Origin of the sequence: Serratia marcescens subsp. marcescens ATCC 13880 (assembly GCF_017299535.1) — a bacterium.
Classification (GTDB): Bacteria; Pseudomonadota; Gammaproteobacteria; order Enterobacterales; family Enterobacteriaceae; genus Serratia; species Serratia marcescens.
Genome location: NZ_CP071238.1, coordinates 1,355,089 through 1,373,102, shown reverse-complemented (window position 1 = coordinate 1,373,102; position 18,014 = coordinate 1,355,089). Strand labels below are relative to the sequence as shown.

Genomic DNA, 18,014 nt, shown 5'->3' with positions numbered 1-18,014 from the left:
CCTGACTTTTTCTATCAATGTGATTGACGTTATCTTAGCCGCCGTCGCCACAGAGGCAACTAAAAACCGATCGGGAGAAAACGATGCAAGGCGTCAAACGCAAACTGGTGTATGTCACCGCTTATGAAATCATCGGCATGGCGATCTCGGCGCTGGGGCTGGCGCTGTTGTCAGGCCATGCGCCAAGCAGCACCGGGCCGCTGGCGGTGGTGATCACCACCATTGCGGTCAGCTGGAACTTTATTTACAACTATTTATTCGAGTGGTGGGAAAGCCGCCAGGTGTCGCGCACCCGCACGCTCAAACGCCGCATTTTGCACGCCGTCGGCTTTCAGCTGACGCTGGTGGTGTATCTGATCCCGCTGATCGCCTGGTGGATGGGCATCACGCTGTGGCAGGCGCTGCTGCTGGATATGGCGTTGATCGTCATCATTCCTTGCTACACCTTCCTGTTTAACTGGGCGTTCGACAAGCTGTTCGGCCTGCCCGCATCGGCCCTGCCGGCCGGTGAATCGGCCTAAGACTCGCTACGCGCCCACCGACCCGCTGCTGATCCCATTTTCTGCGCGGGTCGCCATTTCCTTCCCCCTTAATTCTCACCGCGAAATATAAGAACAACACCCTGTAATTTGCACGGTAATTATTATTTTGTGATTTTAATCACTTTTTATTCTTCGATATTTCCGTCTTGATAAAACATCACATCTTTTTGAATAATATATCCTTTTATATTTGGATTAAAAAATAAACACAATTGTTCACGTTTTATGCGCAGTATTTTTTGCCACCATTACGGAGAAAAGGTAGCATGCTTCGCCGTTATTTTAATGATGGCTGTATACACAATAAACAGCGGAATGATGCCACGACCTCATTCTCATGACGATTGGTCATAGCAATCGTTTGCTCTCGTTAAGAGCAGGGTTAACATAGACAGGTAAACAGGACGGATAATGCACTCACAAAAAAAGTCGGCGGATGACAAACACGCCGCCAGAAGACGCTGGCTAGACTCTCATGAATCCGGTTATCACAAAAGCATGGGCAACCGGCAAATCCAAATGATCGCCATCGGCGGCTCCATCGGTACCGGCTTGTTCCTCGGTACCGGCGGCCGTCTCGAGTTGGCCGGGCCGGCGCTGGCGCTGGTCTACCTGGTGTGCGGGATCTTCTCTTTCTTCATCCTGCGCGCGCTGGGCGAACTGGTGCTGCATCGCCCTTCCAGCGGCAGCTTCGTTTCTTACGCCCGCGAATTCCTCGGTGAGAAAGCCTCTTACGTCGCCGGCTGGATGTATTTCCTCAACTGGGCGATGACCGGCATCGTCGACATCACTGCCGTGGCGCTGTACATGCACTACTGGGGCACCTTCGCCGACGTGCCGCAGTGGCTGTTTGCCCTCGGCGCGCTCGGCATCGTCGCCACCATGAACATGATCGGCGTGAAGTGGTTCGCCGAAATGGAGTTCTGGTTCGCGCTGATCAAGGTCGTCGCCATCGCGCTGTTCCTGATTGTCGGCGTCGTCTTCCTCGGCACCGGCACCCCGGTCGCCGGCCACACCACCGGCATGCACCTGATCACCGAAAACGGCGGCATGTTCCCGCACGGCCTGCTGCCGGCGCTGGTGCTGGTGCAAGGGGTGATCTTCGCCTTCGCCGGCATCGAGCTTATCGGCACCGCCGCCGGCGAGTGTAAAGATCCGGCTAAAATGATGCCCAAAGCGATCAACAGCGTGATCTGGCGCATCGGTCTGTTCTACGTCGGCTCCGTGGTGCTGCTGGTGCTGCTGCTGCCGTGGAACGCCTATCAGGCCGGCCAAAGCCCGTTTGTCACCTTCTTCAGCAAGCTGGGCGTGCCTTACATCGGCACCATCATGAACATCGTGGTGTTGACCGCCGCGCTGTCCAGCCTCAACTCCGGCCTCTATTCCACCGGCCGCATCCTGCGTTCGCTGGCAATGGGCGGCTCCGCGCCGAAGCTGATGGCTAAAATGAGCAGCCAGCAGGTGCCTTACGCCGGCATCCTGGTTACCTGCGGCATCTACGTGATCGGCGTGGTGCTCAACTACCTGGTGCCGTCGCGGGTATTCGAGATCGTGCTGAACATCGCCTCACTGGGCATCATCGCCTCCTGGGCGTTTATCATCGTTTGCCAGATGCGCCTGCGCAAAGCCGTGCGCGAAGGCCGTGCGCAGCCGGTATCGTTCAGAATGCCGGGCGCGCCGTTCACCTCCTGGCTGACGCTGGCGTTCCTGCTGATCGTGGTGGTGATGATGGCGTTCGACTACCCGAACGGCACCTGGACCATCGCCACCATTCCGGTGCTGGCGGTGCTGCTGACGCTGGGCTGGTTCGGCCTGCGCAAGCGCGCGCAGGAAGTGAAGCTGGAGCAGCAGGCTCACGAAGAGCAGAACCCGCGCTGAATCGACAAACCGCCCTCCGGGGCGGTTTTTTTTATCCGCTATAACCGGCCGTAAAACGTCATTCTGGCGCTTTCCGACAGCATAACATCCGGCTGCGCATTGTAGGCCAGCACCACCAGCATGCGCGTGGTGTCGCCTTCGGTCGGCGTCACCCGGTGCATGGCGTTGCGCCCGCGAAACAGCACCAAATCCCCCTCCTCGATCGCCAGCTGTTTGACCGCCCGCTCGCCGTCCAGCACCTGCGTGACCCCGGCATAGTTCATCTCGCCGCGATCGGCGTCGCGCAGGTTCTCAACGTATTCGAAACGGCCGCCCGCCTGCGGTTTCTGGATCAGCAGCGTGATGGCGAACGAGGAGTTGTCAAAATGCCAGCCCAGCTCCTGACCGGCGTGGGCGTAATGCAGGTTGATCGACGACAGCCGATCGGCGTAGGGATACAGCTGCGCCTCATCCAACACCGCGCAGAGAAACTCGCGAAACGCCGGGGCGTCGTACAGCGCGCGCAGCGGCGACTGCGGCGGGATATCCTCGTCGGTAATGCAGCCCTTGGACGACGACACCAGCCGGTTGCGCGCGTGATCGGCCGGCAGCGCGTCGTCCTGCGGCCGTAGATACACGTTGTGTTGGCTGATGGCGTAAAACGCCGCATGGTGCTGTTCGGCGCCCTCCAGCCTTATCGTCGCCAGCGCGGCTTCGCGCAGAAATCCCGGCAGCACCAGCGCGCCGGCGCGCGCCAGCGTTTGCCGGCAACGGGCGCGGAACGCGGCGTCGTCGATGGGATGGGCGGACAGATCGATAATATCGGCAAGTGGCGGCATGACGTTCCCCTCGTGTGCGAAAGCCGGATGCCTCTCACTGTAGCGAATGCCGCATTGCCGCCATAACAAAAATACGTTATGGATAAGCTAACGAATTCTTAGCGATAAGTCCTGCTCATGCACTCACCGTCCCGTGCGCGCTTGCCCAAGCTGAGCGCCATTCTGGCGTTCGAAACCGCCGCTCGCACCGGCAGCCTGGCCCGCGCGGCGGATGCGCTGGCGCTGACCGCCGCCGCCGTCAGCCAACAGATCCGCCAGCTCGAACAACATCTGGGCATCACGCTGTTCATTCGCGCCAAAAGCGGCGTCACGCTGACCGAGCAGGGCGCGGACTACCTGGCCTACGTGCAGGAGGCGTTTGAAACGCTGCGCGTGGCGCAGCAGCACGTGGAACGCCAGCGCGGCAAACAGACGCTGACGGTGTTCACCCTGCCGGCATTGGCCTCCAAATGGCTGAACCCGGCGCTGGGCGACTGGCTGGCGCAGTGCCCCGACGGCGATCTGCGGCTGCACGCGACCCATGCGGCGGTCGATTTCGCCCATTCGGCGGCGGATTTCGCCCTGTGCTTCGGCGATCAGGATTACCCGCTGCTGGAAAAGGCGCGGCTGTTTCAGGATTGGGTGCAGCCGGTGTGCAGCCCGGCGCTGCGCGAGTGCGGCGACTGGACGCAGCTGCCGCTGATCCACGTCGACTGGGGTAAGGAGAGCCAGTTTTTGCCGGGCTGGCACGAGTGGTTCACCGCCGCCGATCGGCCACCGCCGCCGCGGCGCGGGCTGACCTATAACCTGACGTCACTGGCCATCGACGCCGCCGTGCAAGGGCGCGGGGTGCTGCTCGGCCAGCGGCGGCTGATCGCCCGTGAACTGGCGGAGGGCCAACTGGTCACGCTGGCCGAACCGGCGCTGCCGCTCAGCAAACCCTACTACGTGGTTTACCCGCCGCGCACGCTGGAAAAACCCGGCGCAGCGGCGTTTCTCCGTTGGGTGCAGGCGCTGGCTCAGCGCGCGGTATAACCGCCGTCGATGCTGTAAAACGCGCCGGTGGTGAAACTGCTGTCGTCCGAAAGCAGGAAAGCCACCGTTTTCGCCACCTCTTCCCGCGTCGCCATTCTCCCCATCGGGTGCGAAGCGGCCATCTGCGCCCGCGCCGACGCCGGCAGTTCCCCCATCGCCGGCGTATCCACATAGCCCGGCCCGACGGCATTGACGCGCACGCCGCGCGTGGCGAATTCCAGCGCCGCCGAGCGCGTCAGGCCCAGCACGCCATGCTTGGCGGCGGTATAAGGTGCGATCCCGGCAATACCCACCACGCCGTTGGCGGAAGAGAGGTTCACCACCGCCCCGCCGCCGCCGGCGACGATTGCTGGCAGGCCATACTTCATGCCGAAAAACGTGCCGCTCAGGCAAGTGGCGATCACCTCATGCCAATCGTCGACCGCGTACCGATCGATATCCACCTCGTGCGGGCCGGTGATCCCGGCGTTGTTGACCAGCAGATGCAGCGCGCCGCAGCGCCGCACGGTCTCTTCAATACCCTGCTGTACCGACTGCGCATCGCGCACGTCCATCCGCAACGTCATCACCCGCCGGCCGTCGGGATCGAGCCGCGCAGCGGCGGCGGTGAGAGGCGCTGCGTGGCGGCCGGTCACCACCACCGTGGCTCCGCGCCGAAACAGCTCGGCGGCGATCGCTTCGCCAATGCCGGTGGACGCGCCGGTCACCAGCGCCACCCGATGTTTGAAATCTTGCATAGCCGTTCTCCTGTAACGTTGAACTCAGGGGAACAGGCTAGCGCCGGCAAGTGACAGTTTGCGGCAGCAGTGATGCCCAACACGGCGAGAAATAAAAGGAGTAATGCTTATCAATATTTTATCTATACGATGGAAGTAAATTGTATAACCATTTTATTTTCATCATTAAATGTATAAGGCGCACCCACTCTGACGCCAAAACTCATTATAACTTTTTATATATTAGTTAGATTAAACCCCTATTTTCCCCGCTGTCACAAAACTGTCATAGATAAATGCATCTTAACTTTTCGGAGCATTTATCATGGCAAAGACTCGCATTATCGCTACCATCGGCCCCGCCTCTCGCCACATCAACACGTTGGCAGCGCTGGAAAAAGCCGGCATGTCCGTCGCCCGATTGAACGGTTCGCACAACACGCTCGACTGGCATGCGGAAACCATCGCCCTGCTGCGTAAAACGTTGCCGGATACGCCGGTGCTGTTGGACATTCCCGGTAGAAAAATCCGCACATTGCAACTGAAACACGAACCCTCATTCACTAAAGGGCAAACGCTGATCCTCACGACCGATACCTCGCATAACGGGGAGGAAAAAGTCCCGGTGGGGTACGGCCGGTTGCATGAACGGCTGACGGTGGGCGATAAGGTTTTCGCCGATGATGGCACCCTCTCGTTCCAGGTCGTTAACATCGTCGATCGGGACATCCACCTGCAGGCCGACATGGACGGCCAACTGAAAAGCCGCAAAGGCATCAATGTGCCTGGCATCGATCTCGGGCAGGCGCTGATAACGGAGAAAGATCGCGACATGATCGCCTTCGCCAAAGCACATCAAGTGGACTACATCGGCATAAGCTTCGTCGAAAGCGCGGCACACATCAACGCGATCAGAACGCTGATCGGAGGCGATACGCCCCGCATCGTGGCGAAAGTGGAAAACAGCGGCGGCATAGAGCATCTGGAGGAAGTCATCGCCGCCGCCGACGTTATCATGATCGATCGCGGCGATCTGGCGGTAGAAACCTCGATCGACCGCGTTTCTCTCTACCAAAAACAGATCCTCCTAGCCGCCTCCCATGCGGGCAAACCCACCATTGTAGCGACGGAATTGCTGCACAGCATGATAGAGAACCCGCTGCCAACCAAAGCGGAGGTCAGCGACATCACCAACGCGGTGCTGGATGGCGCCGCGGCGGTGATGCTCTCCGGTGAAACCGCCGTAGGCCGCTATCCTCTGGAGGCCGTTGCCCGTATCGCCAGCGTAGCCCATCAGGCGGAACAGCATTTAGCGCATGCGCCCCACTCATCCCCCCCTGCGCAGGTTGACGATATTCGACAGGCTGTCGGCGCCCTTATCCGCGCCTTGCCGATCTCCCGGGTGGTGGTGTTTTCTCGCACAGGTTACAGCGTGCGCATCGCCGCCATGGCCAACATCGGCATCCCGATCGTCGCATTCGGCAACGATGCGGCGACGGTGCGCAGCTGGAATATGCTGCCAGGCATCACCGGCCTGACATTGCCTCGGATCGATCTGACACAGCCGGAAACCGAACGTTTGGCTCTGAATGTCCTGTCAGACAATGGATTGATAAATCGGCACGATGTTTTGCTGCTGGTCAGCGCCCAGCAAGACAATCAGCATATCAGCGGGAATATCTTGCGCACGCTCAGCGCCGATGCCTACCTGCAATCTGACGCGGCGCGGGAACCTCACCGGAAAGAAGAGGTGGCCTGATGGATAATCATACGTTGTTCTATCTGGTGATTGCGCTATTTGCCGTGATCCAATCGGTTTTCGGCATGGGCATCTTGGTGTTCGGTACACCGACGCTATTAATGCTGGGCGTTGATTTCTCCTCCGTACTTGGGCTGCTGCTGCCGTCGTCGGTGCTGATCTCTCTGACGCAGACGCTTGGCGCCCGCCGCATTGCTTTTCCCGCTCGCGAAAAGGTCAATATGCTGATTTGCGCCATTTTCGTCATTCTGGCGCTGAGCCTGGTCTTGCATTCGACGGTGAAAGTGAATGTCGATCTGCTGGTGGGCGCCATCCTGCTGTTTTCCGCCTTGATGCGCTTTCGTCTGTCACTGCAAGAAACATTGAAACGTTATCTCGGCAAACATCAGCGCGCTTATGTCGCAGTCATGGGTCTGATACATGGCGTCACCAACATGGGTGGCGCCTTGCTGGCACTCTACGCTGCCGCCAGCCATCGCGAGAAACTGGAGATAAGAACCACCGTCTCCCGTTACTACCTGATGTTCGGTTTAATTCAATTGGCCACGCTGGCCAGCATTAAATGGCAAGCCCTGAGCCTCGACGGTTTCACCGCGGCACCGCTGGCTCTACTGGTGTATCTGGTCGTCGGCAATCTGCTGTTCAAGAGAGCCAGCGCTCCCGTTTATGAAAAAATGGTGACCGGCTTTATTGCCTTCTATGGCGTGGTCGTTCTCACTAAAGGCTATTTATAGGCTCCCCATGACGACGACTCTCTTTTCTCTGATCCCGGTGATATTTTTAATCGCCATGGGATTCACACTACGGCACAAGAACCTGATCGATCGGGCTTTCTGGCTGCCCTGCGAAAAGCTGAATTACTTTTATCTCTTCCCGGCGCTGATGTTTATCCAGGTCGGCAAAGCCGACCTCAGCCAGTTTCCGGTGCGGCCGATTGCCCTGTCTGTACTGGGCGCTGTCCTGATTGGCGCCTTGTCGTTGTACCTCTGGCGAATCTGGCTAAAACAGCCCGGGCCGGTTTTTTCTTCGGTCATACAGGGCGCTCTGCGCCCCAATACCTACATCGGGGTTGCCGCAGCGGCGGCGACTTTCGGCCACACCGGCCTGACGGTGACCTCCATCAGCATCGCCGTCGCCATCCCGCTGTTGAACGTGGCCTCGATTGTCATACTGATGCATTACGGTCAGGGTACCCGCCCCGGCGGCAAACAGATCGCCAAAGCGCTGGGGAAAAACCCAGTGATCCTTTCGGTCTTGGCCGGTCTGGCCTTCAACGCCAGCGGCTGGTCGCTTGGCGCGGCGCTGGAGAACATTCTCACCATTCTCGGCGGCGCCTCTCTACCATTGGGGTTGCTGGCGGTCGGCGCAGGGCTGGATATACAGGCGGCGCGTACGGCGCAGGGCCCCGTACTGCAATCGTCCTTCGTCAAGTTACTGCTGGTACCGCTGTTGACGCTGGGAATCGGCATCACCCTGGGCATCTCCGGCCCGGTGCTGGCGACTATCGTCCTGTTTAACGCCTTACCCTGTACACCTTCCGCCTACATCATGGCGAGACTGCTGGGCGGCGATCATCGCTTGTCGGCCGGTATCATCACGATCCAAACGTTGCTGGCGGCGGTCACCATTCCTGTTATTTTGCTGCTGACCCAGTTTTCAGCTCATCCAGCTTAAGATGGGCCTCATACTTCCGCCACAACGCGTCGAACCAGCCATCGTCTCCATGACGATCGTTGATGCGCTCGACCGCTTCCGCACACTGTCGGCGGGCCAAGGCCAACAGGCCGGCCTCGCCCGCCGATAAAACAGCCAATAAGCGCGCCATTTCCACCAGATAGTGACGGGCAAAGGAGACATCGTAATCGGTAATGTTCTTGCTGTTGTCAATCAAGTCGCACAGTTTGATGGTCTGCGCTTCCGCACAGGCCTGCGCGCTGTGCCGCAGATTGGCATTTTTACGGTGCAGACGCTCACCGCCGTAGCTGCGAGGCTGCACGTCGGTCAACATTTCCACATAACGCTCGACCGTCGGACCGAATTCTCGCCGGATATCCGCCAGGGTCACCGCCGTATCTTCTACCGTATCATGCAGCCAGGCAGCGGCGACCATTTCTGGCGTCGGCTTAGCCCGCTGCAGCAAATCCACCACCGCTGCAGGATGCACGATATACGGCTCCCCGGTGAACTTGCGTCGCTGATTGCAGGCATGATGAGCGTCATTGGCAAATCGCTGCGCTTTCAAGGTTAAATCCATACTTTCTCCTTATCCATATCGATTCAGTGTAACGGCAGCCATGCTGACATCTGAGTCGATTTGGTTATGAGTTATGCCGACAACGCAGCACGTAATGCGCTCACAAACGCCGCAAAGCCCGCTATTTTATGCCTACTTTTTCTCATGCGAGACACCCTGTGGATACCCAACGCTACCTGCAGCATATCGGCTTTGCCGGCGCCGCCCGCCCCGATCTCCCCACGTTGCAACAGCTGCACCATCGCCACATGCTGAGCGTACCGTTCGAGAACCTGAGCATGATTTATCATCAGGGCATTCAGTTGGCGCCCGAAGCGCTGTTCAGCAAGGTGGTCGAGCGTAACCGCGGCGGTTTCTGTTATGAGCTGAACACGCTGTTCGCCCTGCTGCTGCGGGAGATCGGTTTCAAGGTGAGCTTCATCTCCGGCGAGATCCGCGCGCGCGACGGCCATTTCGGCCCGCCCTACGACCATCTGGCGCTGCGGGTGGATCTGGCGGAGCAGGCCTGGCTGGTGGACGTCGGTTTCGGCGATTCCTTCCTGACACCGCTGAAGATCGTCGCCGCCGAGCCGCAACCGCAGGCCAGCGGCACCTTCCACCTGGAGCGGGAAGGCGAGTATTACCTGCTGGAGCGCCGCAACGGCGACCAACGCTCGCATGCCAAAACGCTGTATCGCTTTACCGTTCAGCCGCGCGAGTTGCACGAGTTCGACGAGATGTGCCGGTTCCACAGCACCTCGCCGCAGTCGCATTTCACCCAACGCCTGGTGTGTTCACGGCCGACGGAACACGGCCGGGTGACCCTCAGCGACATGAAGCTGATCGTGACCGAAGATCACCAGCGCCACGAAACGACGCTGCATTCGGAAGAGGAACGCCGCGCCGCGCTGTGGCAGCATTTCGCCATCGATTTGGATCGTTGACGGCGCCGGCAACGCCCTTTTATTACGATTCTGTTACATCGATTGCATAACCGCGCTTGGCTGATTGCCAGCACCGCGGCGGCAGGCATCATAGGGTCATGATTCGGCAACAGAGTGCGAAAATGATCCGTGTGATACTGGTGGATGACCATGTGGTGGTGCGCTCCGGCTTTGCGCAATTGCTCAGCCTCGAAGACGATCTCGACGTGGTGGGGCAATACAGCAGCGCGGCGGCAGCTTGGCCGGCATTGCTGCGCGACGACGTCAGCGTCGCGGTGATGGACATCGCCATGCCGGATGAAAACGGCCTGAGCCTGTTGAAACGCCTGCGAGCGCAGAAGCCGCAGTTCCGCGCGATCATCCTCAGTATCTATGACTCCCCGACCTTCGTGCAGAGCGCGCTGGATGCCGGCGCCAGCGGCTATCTGACCAAACGCTGCGGGCCGGAAGAACTGGTGCAGGCGGTGCGCTCCGTCGATATGGGCGGCCATTACCTGTGCGCCGACGCGCTGCGGGCGCTGCGCGGCGGCGAGCAGCCGGCCACGGCGCTGGAAGCGTTAACCCCGCGCGAGCGCGAGATCTTCGATCTGCTGGTCAAAGGCGACAGCGTAAAGGAGATCGCGTTCAAGCTCGATCTCAGCCATAAAACGGTACACGTGCATCGCGCCAACGTCCTGGGCAAGCTGCAGTGCAACAGCACCATCGAGCTGGTGCATTTCGCCCTCGACCATCAGCTGCTGGCGGGGCATTGATGTCACCCCGCTTCCGGCCCTGGGTTATCTCGCTGTTTATCCTGTTGGCCTGGGGCAGCGGCTGGCTGATGCTGTGGACGCTCGGTTTCTACCTGACCCACAACGGCAATCAGGCGGCGCTGTTTCTGCCTCACGGCGTCTATCTCGCGCTGCTGATCCTGCTGGCGCGCCGCTATTGGCCCGCCCTGATGATACCGCCGGTGCTGCTGCTGTTCTGGCTGCACGGCGAACGCCTGCTGAGCGGCTACAGCCTGCTGGCCGCGCCGTTCATCACCCTGCTCCCGGCCGCGCTCGCGCAGCGGTTCTGGCGCCGTTTTCCGCTCTACTGGCAGCGGCTGACGCTGCTGCTGGCCGCCGTGACCGCCGCCTCGTTGCTCAATACCGCCCTGCTTGCGCCTTTCGCGCACAGCCCGGCGATGCTGCTCGGCCTGGCGTCGTTTACCGGCGGCGTCTTGCTGACCCCGTTCGTCTACCTGATCTTTGAATTTCTGCGCCAGCAGCACCGTTACCACCTGCTGGGGCTGGACACCACCAACCCGCCGCTGCGCGCCTCCTTAATCATCTGGTGCAGCCTGTTTTTCGTTATCGGCATCGGCACCCAGATGGTGCTGTCGCCGGAAATCGAACGCCTGCTGCTGATCGTGGTGTTTCTGCCGAACGTGGTGATGGCGTGGAAGTTCGGTTGGCAGGGCGGCGTGCTGTCCGGCCTGCTCGGCAGCATGATGATCACCCTCGCCCGGCAGGTCGGCGTGGGGTTCGGCAATCTGGTCGAGCTGGAAATCTTTCTGGCGACGCAGGCGCTGCTCGGCATCGGTCTGGGCATCGCCATCAGCCGCCAGCAACACTTGGCGCAAAACCTGCACCATTATCGCCGACGGCTGGAAGAAGAGCTGGCGGCGCGGCGGGCGCTGACCGAAAAACTGATCCACACCGAAGAAGACACGCGGAAAAACCTGGCGCGCGAGTTGCACGATGAAATCGGCCAGAACATCACCGCGATTCAAATTCAGTCGCAGCTGGTCAAGCGGGCGCGCGATCCGGCGCAAACCCAGGCCGCCGCGAACCAGATAGCCGATCTCGCCCGGCGCATTCATCACTCCACGCGCCAGCTGCTGCGCCAGCTTCGCCCGCCCGCGCTGGACGAGCTGGCGTTCAAAGACGCGCTTCACCACCTGCTGAATGAATTCGCCTTCAGCGAACGAGGCATCCGTTGCCGTTTCGACTACCGACTCATCGACACGCCCGCCGGCGAGACGGTGCGCTTCACCCTCTACCGGCTGCTGCAAGAGCTGCTCAACAACGTGTGCAAACACGCCGAAGCCAGCGAAGTCGCCATCGTCTTGCATCAACAGGGTGAGCTTTTGCACCTCGAGGTGCGGGACAACGGCATCGGCATCCATGCGGACAAGGTGCCCGGCTTCGGCATTCAGGGGATGCGCGAACGGGTCAGCGCGCTCGGTGGCGAACTGACGCTGGAAACGCAGCGCGGCACCCGAGTAATTGTTAACCTGCCCACAAATTTGCAACAAACCGTCGACTAACTAGGAAAAAGTCTTAGCCACTCCGGACTTTCTCTCATCCCCTTTCCCTTTCACCTTCTTATAGTCAGCACCAGGGAGGCGGCTATGCAAGCACGCTCGGCATCTGAAATCGATCATCGTTACCGCGCGCTGCGCCCGCGACTGCTGCTGTATATGGTCATCGGGTACGCCGCCTTTTACCTGACGCGCAAAAGCGTGAATTACGTGCTGCCGGCGCTGCAAACGGATTTGGGGCTGGATAAAGGGGACATCGGCCTGCTCGGCTCGCTGTTTTATCTGAGCTACGGCCTGTCGAAATTCGCCGCCGGGTTGTGGCACGACGGCCATGGGCAGCGCGGGTTTATGGGGATCGGCCTGTTCGCCACCGGAGTGCTGAACGTGGCGTTCGCCTTCGGCGAATCGCTGACGCTGCTGCTGGCGGTCTGGGCGCTGAACGGCTTCTTTCAGGGCTGGGGCTGGCCGCCCTGCGCGCGGCTGCTGACCCACTGGTATTCGCGCAACGAGCGCGGCTTCTGGTGGGGCTGCTGGAATATGTCGATCAACCTCGGCGGCGCGATTGTGCCGCTGATCAGCGCCTTCGCCGCCCAGCGCTGGGGCTGGCAGGCGGCGATGTTGATCCCGGGGGCCGTCAGCATGGTGCTGGGCATCTGGCTCATGCGGCAGCTGACAGGCACGCCGCAGGAAGAAGGCCTGCCGTCGGTCGGCCAGTGGCGCCACGATCCGCTGGAGCTGCGCCAGGAACAGCAAAGCCCGCCGATGGGGCTGTGGCGGATGCTGCGCACCACGATGCTGAAGAACCCGATGATCTGGTTGCTCGGCGTCTCTTACGTGCTGGTCTACCTGATCCGCATTGCGTTGAACGACTGGGGCAACCTGTGGCTGACGGAAAGTCACGGCGTCAACCTGCTCAGCGCCAACGCGACGGTGATGCTGTTCGAGATAGGCGGCCTGCTCGGCGCGCTGTTCGCCGGCTGGGGCTCGGATGTGCTGTTCGGCGGGCAGCGCGCACCGATGATTTTGCTGTTCACGCTCGGGCTGATGGTGTCCGTCGCCGCGCTGTGGCTGGCGCCGGTGCATCACTACGCGCTGCTGGCGGGCTGTTTCTTTGCGGTGGGCTTCTTTGTCTTCGGCCCACAGATGCTGATTGGCCTCGCCGCCGTGGAATGCGGGCACAAAGGCGCCGCGGGCTCCATCACCGGCTTTCTCGGCCTGTTCGCCTATCTGGGGGCGGCGCTGGCGGGCTGGCCGCTGTCGCGGGTCATCGAAGGCTATGGCTGGTCAGGCATGTTCAGTTTGCTGTCGATCGCCGCCGTTCTTATGGGTTTATTGCTGATGCCGCTGCTGATGGCGAGCGTTACCACCTCTACCGAGAGAAGGATAAAACAATGAAAAAAACGTGGGTCACTACCCTGATAGCATCCGGCATCGCGCTGGCGACGCTGAGCGGCGCCGCGCACGCCAAGGGCCGCCTGGTGGTTTACTGCAGCGCCACCAATGAAATGTGCGAAGCGGAAACCAAAGCCTTCGGCGAGAAATATGACGTGAAAACCTCGTTCATCCGCAACGGTTCCGGCAGCACGCTGGCAAAAGTGGACGCCGAGAAGAAGAACCCGCAGGCGGACGTCTGGTATGGCGGCACGCTCGATCCGCAATCCCAGGCCGGTGAAATGGGGCTGCTGCAGCCGTACAAATCGCCGAACCTCGACCAGGTGATGACGCAATTCCGCGATCCGGCCAAGCTGAAAGGCAACTACTCCTCGGCGGTCTACGTCGGCATTCTCGGCTTTGGCGTCAATACCCAGCGCCTGAAAGAGAAAAACCTGCCGGTGCCCAAGTGCTGGAAAGACCTGACCAAGCCGGAATACAAGGGCGAGATTCAAATCGCCGATCCGCAAAGCTCCGGCACCGCCTACACCGCGCTGGCGACCTTCGCCCAGCTGTGGGGAGACGATCAGGCGTTCGATTACCTCAAGCAGCTGAACGCCAACGTTTCGCAGTACACCAAGTCCGGCATTGCCCCGGCGCGCAACGCCGCCCGCGGTGAAACGGCGATCGGCATCGGTTTCCTGCATGACTACTCGCTCGAAAAGGAACAGGGCGCGCCGCTTGAGCTGATCTCGCCGTGTGAAGGCACCGGCTACGAAATCGGCGGCGTCAGCATCCTCAAAGGCGCGCGCAACCTCGACAACGCCAAGCTGTTCGTGGATTGGGTGTTGTCGAAAGAGGCGCAGGAGCTGGCGTGGAAGCAAGGCAAGTCCTATCAGATCCTGACCAATACCACCGCCGACACCTCGCCGAACTCGCTGAAGCTCGACGACCTGAAGCTGATCAACTACGACATGGACAAGTACGGCTCGACCGAGGTCCGCAAGGCGCTGATCAACAAATGGGTCAGCGAAGTCAAGATGGGTAAATAAGCCCACATTCTGCGCCTGTTGCCGGGTAAGCCTCACGCCTTGCCCGGCCTGAACATCCGGGAAACTTATGTCACATACACATGCACTCCATCTCGTGAAAAAACGAGATGCGATATTCCTTTGGGTTTTGCTTGGCTGGCTGGCGTTCGCCCTGCTGCCGAGCTGGAGCCTGGATTACGGCCTGCTGGAGTCCACCGGCGATGAAATCCTCGCGGCCTACGGCTGGTCACACCGCAATATCAGCTGGCTTTGGTGCCTGTTGCCGAGCCTGCTGCTGCTTCGCCCCTACGCCGCGGCGGGCGGTGAACGGCGGCGGCGGCACGCGTTCGACGCCGGCTGGGCGCTGCTGTGCATGGCCTTTATCGTCGTCAGCGCCACGGTGGCGGGACGCGGCTTAGGCTACGCCACCCTGGTGCAATTGACCGCGCTGGGCGCCATCATGACGCTGGCGCTGACCCGCCTCGAATGGCTGGGCGGCGACCGTTTCGTTATCGGCGCGCTGGTCACCATCGTGGCGCTGATCGGCGTCTTCATCGTCTGGCCGAGCATCGCGATTTTCATTCCGATGTTTACCGACCAGACGGGCGCGTTCGCGCCGCTGGCCTTTATGAACGTGCTGTCGCAGGCGCATATCGTTCAGGTGATCCTCAACTCCATCGCCCTATCGATCGCGGTGGGCGCCGGCTGCACCTTCTTCGGCCTGGTGCTGGCGATTTACACCACCCGCATCGCCAAACGCAGCGCCATTATCGGCCGCATCTTCTCCATCCTGCCCATCGTCACGCCGCCGTTCGTCGTCGGCCTGGGCGTCACGCTGATGATGGGGCGCTCCGGCTACGTCACCGAGTGGATGGTGACCTGGTTCGGCCTGACCAACACCAACTGGCTGTATGGTTTTACCGGCATCTGGCTGGCGCAGGTGCTGGCGTTCACGCCGATGGCGTTCATGATCCTCGACGGCGCGATCAAGACCATTCATCCTTCGCTGGAAGAGGCCTCCTACACCCTGCGCGCCAGCCGTTGGCAAACCTTTAACGGCGTGTTCGTGCCGCTGCTGAAACCGGCGCTGGCCAACGCGTTTCTGATCGTGGTGGTGCAATCGCTGGCCGACTTCAGCAACCCGCTGGTGCTCGGCGGCAACTTCGACGTGCTGGCGACGCAAATCTATTTCTACATCACCGGCTCGCAGCTCGACTATCAGGCCGCCAGCACCCTCGGCGCCTTCCTGCTGCTGTTCTCGCTGCTGGTGTTCTGCATCCAGTACCTGTGGATCGGCAAGCGTTCCTACGTCACCGTGTCCGGCAAATCCTACCGCGGCGACGTGCAGCCGCTGCCGGTCACGCTGGTGTGGAGCGTGATCGCGTTGCTGGCGGTGTGGGTAGCCTTTAACGCCTTGCTCTACGGCAGCATTTTCTACGGCAGCTTCACCGTCAACTGGGGGGTGGATTACACGCTGACGCTGGATAACTTCATCAAGCTGTTCGGCCAGGGCATGAGCGACGGCGCGTGGCCTTCGCTGCTCGACACGCTGCTGTACGCCGGGATCGCCGCGCCGATCACCGCCGCGTTTGGTCTGCTGATCGCCTGGATCGTGGTGCGCCAGCAGTTCAAGGGCAAAAAGACCATCGAGTTCACCACCATGCTGTGCTTTGCGGTGCCGGGCACCGTGGCGGGCGTCTCTTACATTCTCGCCTTCAACAGCGCGCCGGTGTACCTCACCGGGACGGCCGCCATCGTGATTATCTCGATGGTGATGCGCAACGTGCCGGTGGGCATTCGCGCCGGGATCGCCGGGCTGGGCCAGATAGACAAATCGCTGGACGAAGCCTCGCTCAGCCTGCGCGCCGGCTCGCTGCGCACCATCACGCACATTCTGCTGCCGCTGCTGCGCCCGGCGATCCTGTCGGCGCTGATCTACAGCTTCGTGCGCGCCATCACCACCGTCAGCGCCATCGTCTTCCTGGTCACCCCCGATACCCGCGTGGCCACCGCCTACATCCTCAACCGCGTGGAAGACGGCGAATACGGCGTGGCGATCGCCTACGGTTCAATTCTGATCGTGGTGATACTGGCGATTATTTTCCTCTTTGACTGGCTGATCGGTGAGGCACGCATCTCCCGTTCAAAAGCCAAAAACCAGGCGTAATGGAGCCCATGATGAGCCAGAAAAATTTCGTTGAACTGCGTAATGTCTCCAAACGGTTCGGCAGCAACACGGTAATCGATAACATCACGCTCACCATCCCACGGGGGCAAATGGTGACGCTGCTCGGCCCTTCCGGCTGCGGCAAGACCACCATTTTGCGCCTGGTCGCCGGGCTGGAGAAACCGAGCGACGGGCAGATATTCATTGATGGTGAAGACGTCACCCATCGTTCCATCCAGCAGCGTGATATCTGCATGGTATTCCAGTCTTATGCCCTGTTCCCGCACATGTCGCTGGGGGAGAACGTCGGCTATGGCCTGAAGATGCTCGGCATCCCGCGCGCCGAAGTGAAAGCGCGCGTGCAGGAAGCGCTGGCGATGGTGGATCTGGCGGGGTTCGACGATCGCTATGTCGATCAGATCTCCGGCGGCCAACAGCAGCGCGTGGCGCTGGCGCGCGCGCTGATCCTCAAGCCTAAAGTGCTGCTGTTCGACGAGCCGTTGAGCAATCTCGACGCCAACCTGCGCCGCAGCATGCGCGAAAAGATCCGCGAGCTGCAAAAGCAGTTTGATATCACGTCGCTGTACGTCACCCACGATCAGAGCGAGGCCTTTGCGGTCTCAGACACCGTGCTGGTGATGAACAAAGGGCATATCATGCAGATGGGTTCGCCGCAGGATCTCTATCGGCAGCCCGCTTCGCGCTTTATGGCGAGCTTTATGGGGGACGCCAACCTGTTCCCGGCCAGTTTCAGCGCGGAACATGTCGATATCAGCGGCTATCGCCTGCCGCGCCCCGCGCACTTTGCCGCCCAGGGCGCCGGCACGGTGGGCGTGCGCCCGGAGGCGATCACGCTGAGCGAGCATGGCGATGAAAGCCAGCGCTGCGTGATCGAACATGTCGCCTACATGGGGCCGCAGTATGAGGTGACGGTGGCATGGCACGGACAGCAGATTTTGCTGCAGGTTAACGCCACCCGCCTGCAGCCGAACGTCGGCGAGCAGTATTATCTGGAAATTCATCCCTACGGCATGTTTATGCTGGCGGATGCGGCATAATAAGCATCACTCTTAAGCGTTAGAATAACGGCCATCCCGAACGGGATGGCCGAAAATAATCGCCAAAAACACCGTATTTATCTATTTTTACAATTCCACCCAAGTCCTTGTTCAGCCGAGCAATAAATATAACCACACCCGCTAGAAAATAACCACCCAGACCACTCAGGGTGATATTTTTATTTAAATGGGGTAA

General features: G+C 60.4%; 16 protein-coding genes. 13 read left to right on the top strand and 3 right to left on the bottom strand.

Features of this window, described 5'->3' with window-relative positions; genetic code table 11:
• Positions 1-83: 83 nt before the first annotated feature.
• Together J0F90_RS06465 and ansP are read left to right on the top strand one after the other, a co-directional pair.
• A complete protein-coding gene (locus tag J0F90_RS06465; protein ID WP_004939694.1) occupies positions 84-521 on the top strand; it encodes a PACE efflux transporter in 438 nt (145 codons plus the stop codon).
• A 432-nt stretch (positions 522-953) separates the two neighbouring features.
• The gene (ansP, locus tag J0F90_RS06460; protein WP_028127655.1) at positions 954-2,420 is read left to right on the top strand and encodes an L-asparagine permease; all 1,467 of its coding nucleotides are present in this window, start codon (positions 954-956) and stop codon (positions 2,418-2,420) included.
• A gap of 38 nt (positions 2,421-2,458) precedes the next feature.
• Here the strand turns inward: ansP and J0F90_RS06455 are convergent, their stop codons facing one another.
• Complete coding sequence (locus tag J0F90_RS06455; protein WP_033641026.1) at positions 2,459-3,238, bottom strand: HalD/BesD family halogenase; 780 nt, start codon at positions 3,236-3,238, stop codon at positions 2,459-2,461.
• 117 nt (positions 3,239-3,355) lie between these two features.
• Between J0F90_RS06455 and J0F90_RS06450 the strand changes: the two genes are divergently transcribed.
• Complete coding sequence (locus tag J0F90_RS06450; protein WP_033641027.1) at positions 3,356-4,252, top strand: LysR substrate-binding domain-containing protein; 897 nt, start codon at positions 3,356-3,358, stop codon at positions 4,250-4,252.
• On the opposite strand, the gene J0F90_RS06445 is transcribed toward J0F90_RS06450, so the two are convergent.
• Positions 4,237-4,989, bottom strand: a complete 753-nt coding sequence (locus tag J0F90_RS06445) for an SDR family NAD(P)-dependent oxidoreductase (RefSeq protein ID WP_033641028.1) — start codon at positions 4,987-4,989, stop codon at positions 4,237-4,239. The two genes, J0F90_RS06450 and J0F90_RS06445, sit on opposite strands and share 16 nt — an antisense overlap.
• Before the next feature lie 304 nt (positions 4,990-5,293).
• Between J0F90_RS06445 and pyk the strand changes: the two genes are divergently transcribed.
• The 3 genes from pyk to J0F90_RS06430 are packed head-to-tail and all read left to right on the top strand — an operon-like array spanning position 5,294 to position 8,401.
• Positions 5,294-6,727: a pyruvate kinase gene (pyk, locus tag J0F90_RS06440; RefSeq protein WP_016928659.1), complete on the top strand. Its 1,434-nt coding sequence runs from the start codon at positions 5,294-5,296 to the stop codon at positions 6,725-6,727.
• Positions 6,727-7,461 (top strand): TSUP family transporter, encoded by a 735-nt coding sequence (locus J0F90_RS06435; RefSeq protein ID WP_033641029.1) that lies wholly within the window; start codon positions 6,727-6,729, stop codon positions 7,459-7,461. The genes pyk and J0F90_RS06435 overlap by 1 nt, the downstream gene beginning before the upstream one ends.
• A 7-nt stretch (positions 7,462-7,468) precedes the next feature.
• Positions 7,469-8,401, top strand: a complete 933-nt coding sequence (locus tag J0F90_RS06430) for an AEC family transporter (protein ID WP_033641030.1) — start codon at positions 7,469-7,471, stop codon at positions 8,399-8,401.
• On the opposite strand, the gene J0F90_RS06425 is transcribed toward J0F90_RS06430, so the two are convergent.
• On the bottom strand, positions 8,361-8,981 hold the full coding sequence (locus J0F90_RS06425) for an HD domain-containing protein (protein ID WP_016928662.1): 621 nt from the start codon (positions 8,979-8,981) through the stop codon (positions 8,361-8,363). The two genes, J0F90_RS06430 and J0F90_RS06425, sit on opposite strands and share 41 nt — an antisense overlap.
• A gap of 158 nt (positions 8,982-9,139) precedes the next feature.
• On the opposite strand from J0F90_RS06425, the gene J0F90_RS06420 reads away from it, so the two are divergent.
• The 7 genes from J0F90_RS06420 to fbpC all read left to right on the top strand — a co-directional run bounded on the left by J0F90_RS06420 (position 9,140) and on the right by fbpC (position 17,818).
• Complete coding sequence (locus J0F90_RS06420) at positions 9,140-9,904, top strand: arylamine N-acetyltransferase family protein (RefSeq protein ID WP_033641031.1); 765 nt, start codon at positions 9,140-9,142, stop codon at positions 9,902-9,904.
• Positions 9,905-10,026: 122 nt separating this feature from the next.
• Positions 10,027-10,656 carry a response regulator transcription factor gene (locus tag J0F90_RS06415; protein ID WP_028128264.1) on the top strand — a complete coding sequence of 210 codons (630 nt, stop codon included), beginning with the start codon at positions 10,027-10,029 and terminating at the stop codon, positions 10,654-10,656.
• Positions 10,656-12,197, top strand: coding sequence for an MASE1 domain-containing sensor histidine kinase (locus J0F90_RS06410; RefSeq protein WP_033641032.1), 1,542 nt, complete (start codon positions 10,656-10,658; stop codon positions 12,195-12,197). Before J0F90_RS06415 ends, J0F90_RS06410 begins: the two co-directional genes overlap by 1 nt.
• An 84-nt stretch (positions 12,198-12,281) precedes the next feature.
• Positions 12,282-13,586 (top strand): MFS transporter family glucose-6-phosphate receptor UhpC, encoded by a 1,305-nt coding sequence (gene uhpC / locus J0F90_RS06405; protein ID WP_033641033.1) that lies wholly within the window; start codon positions 12,282-12,284, stop codon positions 13,584-13,586.
• Positions 13,583-14,614: an ABC transporter substrate-binding protein gene (locus J0F90_RS06400; protein WP_004939729.1), complete on the top strand. Its 1,032-nt coding sequence runs from the start codon at positions 13,583-13,585 to the stop codon at positions 14,612-14,614. Before uhpC ends, J0F90_RS06400 begins: the two co-directional genes overlap by 4 nt.
• 67 nt (positions 14,615-14,681) lie before the next feature.
• On the top strand, positions 14,682-16,760 hold the full coding sequence (locus J0F90_RS06395) for an ABC transporter permease (RefSeq protein ID WP_033641034.1): 2,079 nt from the start codon (positions 14,682-14,684) through the stop codon (positions 16,758-16,760).
• An 11-nt stretch (positions 16,761-16,771) separates the two neighbouring features.
• Positions 16,772-17,818, top strand: coding sequence for a ferric ABC transporter ATP-binding protein (fbpC, locus tag J0F90_RS06390; protein ID WP_033641035.1), 1,047 nt, complete (start codon positions 16,772-16,774; stop codon positions 17,816-17,818).
• Positions 17,819-18,014 lie beyond the last annotated feature (196 nt).

Excerpts from the sequence above, each read along its gene's own strand:
- ansP (WP_028127655.1), top strand. The coding sequence starts at position 954 with ATGCACTCACAAAAAAAGTCGGCGGATGACAAACACGCCGCCAGAAGA.
- J0F90_RS06400 (WP_004939729.1), top strand. The coding sequence starts at position 13,583 with ATGAAAAAAACGTGGGTCACTACCCTGATAGCATCCGGCATCGCGCTG.
- uhpC (WP_033641033.1), top strand. The coding sequence starts at position 12,282 with ATGCAAGCACGCTCGGCATCTGAAATCGATCATCGTTACCGCGCGCTG.
- J0F90_RS06465 (WP_004939694.1), top strand. The coding sequence starts at position 84 with ATGCAAGGCGTCAAACGCAAACTGGTGTATGTCACCGCTTATGAAATC.
- pyk (WP_016928659.1), top strand. The coding sequence starts at position 5,294 with ATGGCAAAGACTCGCATTATCGCTACCATCGGCCCCGCCTCTCGCCAC.
- J0F90_RS06430 (WP_033641030.1), top strand. The coding sequence starts at position 7,469 with ATGACGACGACTCTCTTTTCTCTGATCCCGGTGATATTTTTAATCGCC.
- J0F90_RS06425 (WP_016928662.1), bottom strand. The coding sequence starts at position 8,981 with ATGGATTTAACCTTGAAAGCGCAGCGATTTGCCAATGACGCTCATCAT.
- J0F90_RS06415 (WP_028128264.1), top strand. The coding sequence starts at position 10,027 with ATGATCCGTGTGATACTGGTGGATGACCATGTGGTGGTGCGCTCCGGC.
- J0F90_RS06410 (WP_033641032.1), top strand. The coding sequence starts at position 10,656 with ATGTCACCCCGCTTCCGGCCCTGGGTTATCTCGCTGTTTATCCTGTTG.
- J0F90_RS06435 (WP_033641029.1), top strand. The coding sequence starts at position 6,727 with ATGGATAATCATACGTTGTTCTATCTGGTGATTGCGCTATTTGCCGTG.
- fbpC (WP_033641035.1), top strand. The coding sequence starts at position 16,772 with ATGAGCCAGAAAAATTTCGTTGAACTGCGTAATGTCTCCAAACGGTTC.
- J0F90_RS06445 (WP_033641028.1), bottom strand. The coding sequence starts at position 4,989 with ATGCAAGATTTCAAACATCGGGTGGCGCTGGTGACCGGCGCGTCCACC.
- J0F90_RS06455 (WP_033641026.1), bottom strand. The coding sequence starts at position 3,238 with ATGCCGCCACTTGCCGATATTATCGATCTGTCCGCCCATCCCATCGAC.
- J0F90_RS06450 (WP_033641027.1), top strand. The coding sequence starts at position 3,356 with ATGCACTCACCGTCCCGTGCGCGCTTGCCCAAGCTGAGCGCCATTCTG.
- J0F90_RS06395 (WP_033641034.1), top strand. The coding sequence starts at position 14,682 with ATGTCACATACACATGCACTCCATCTCGTGAAAAAACGAGATGCGATA.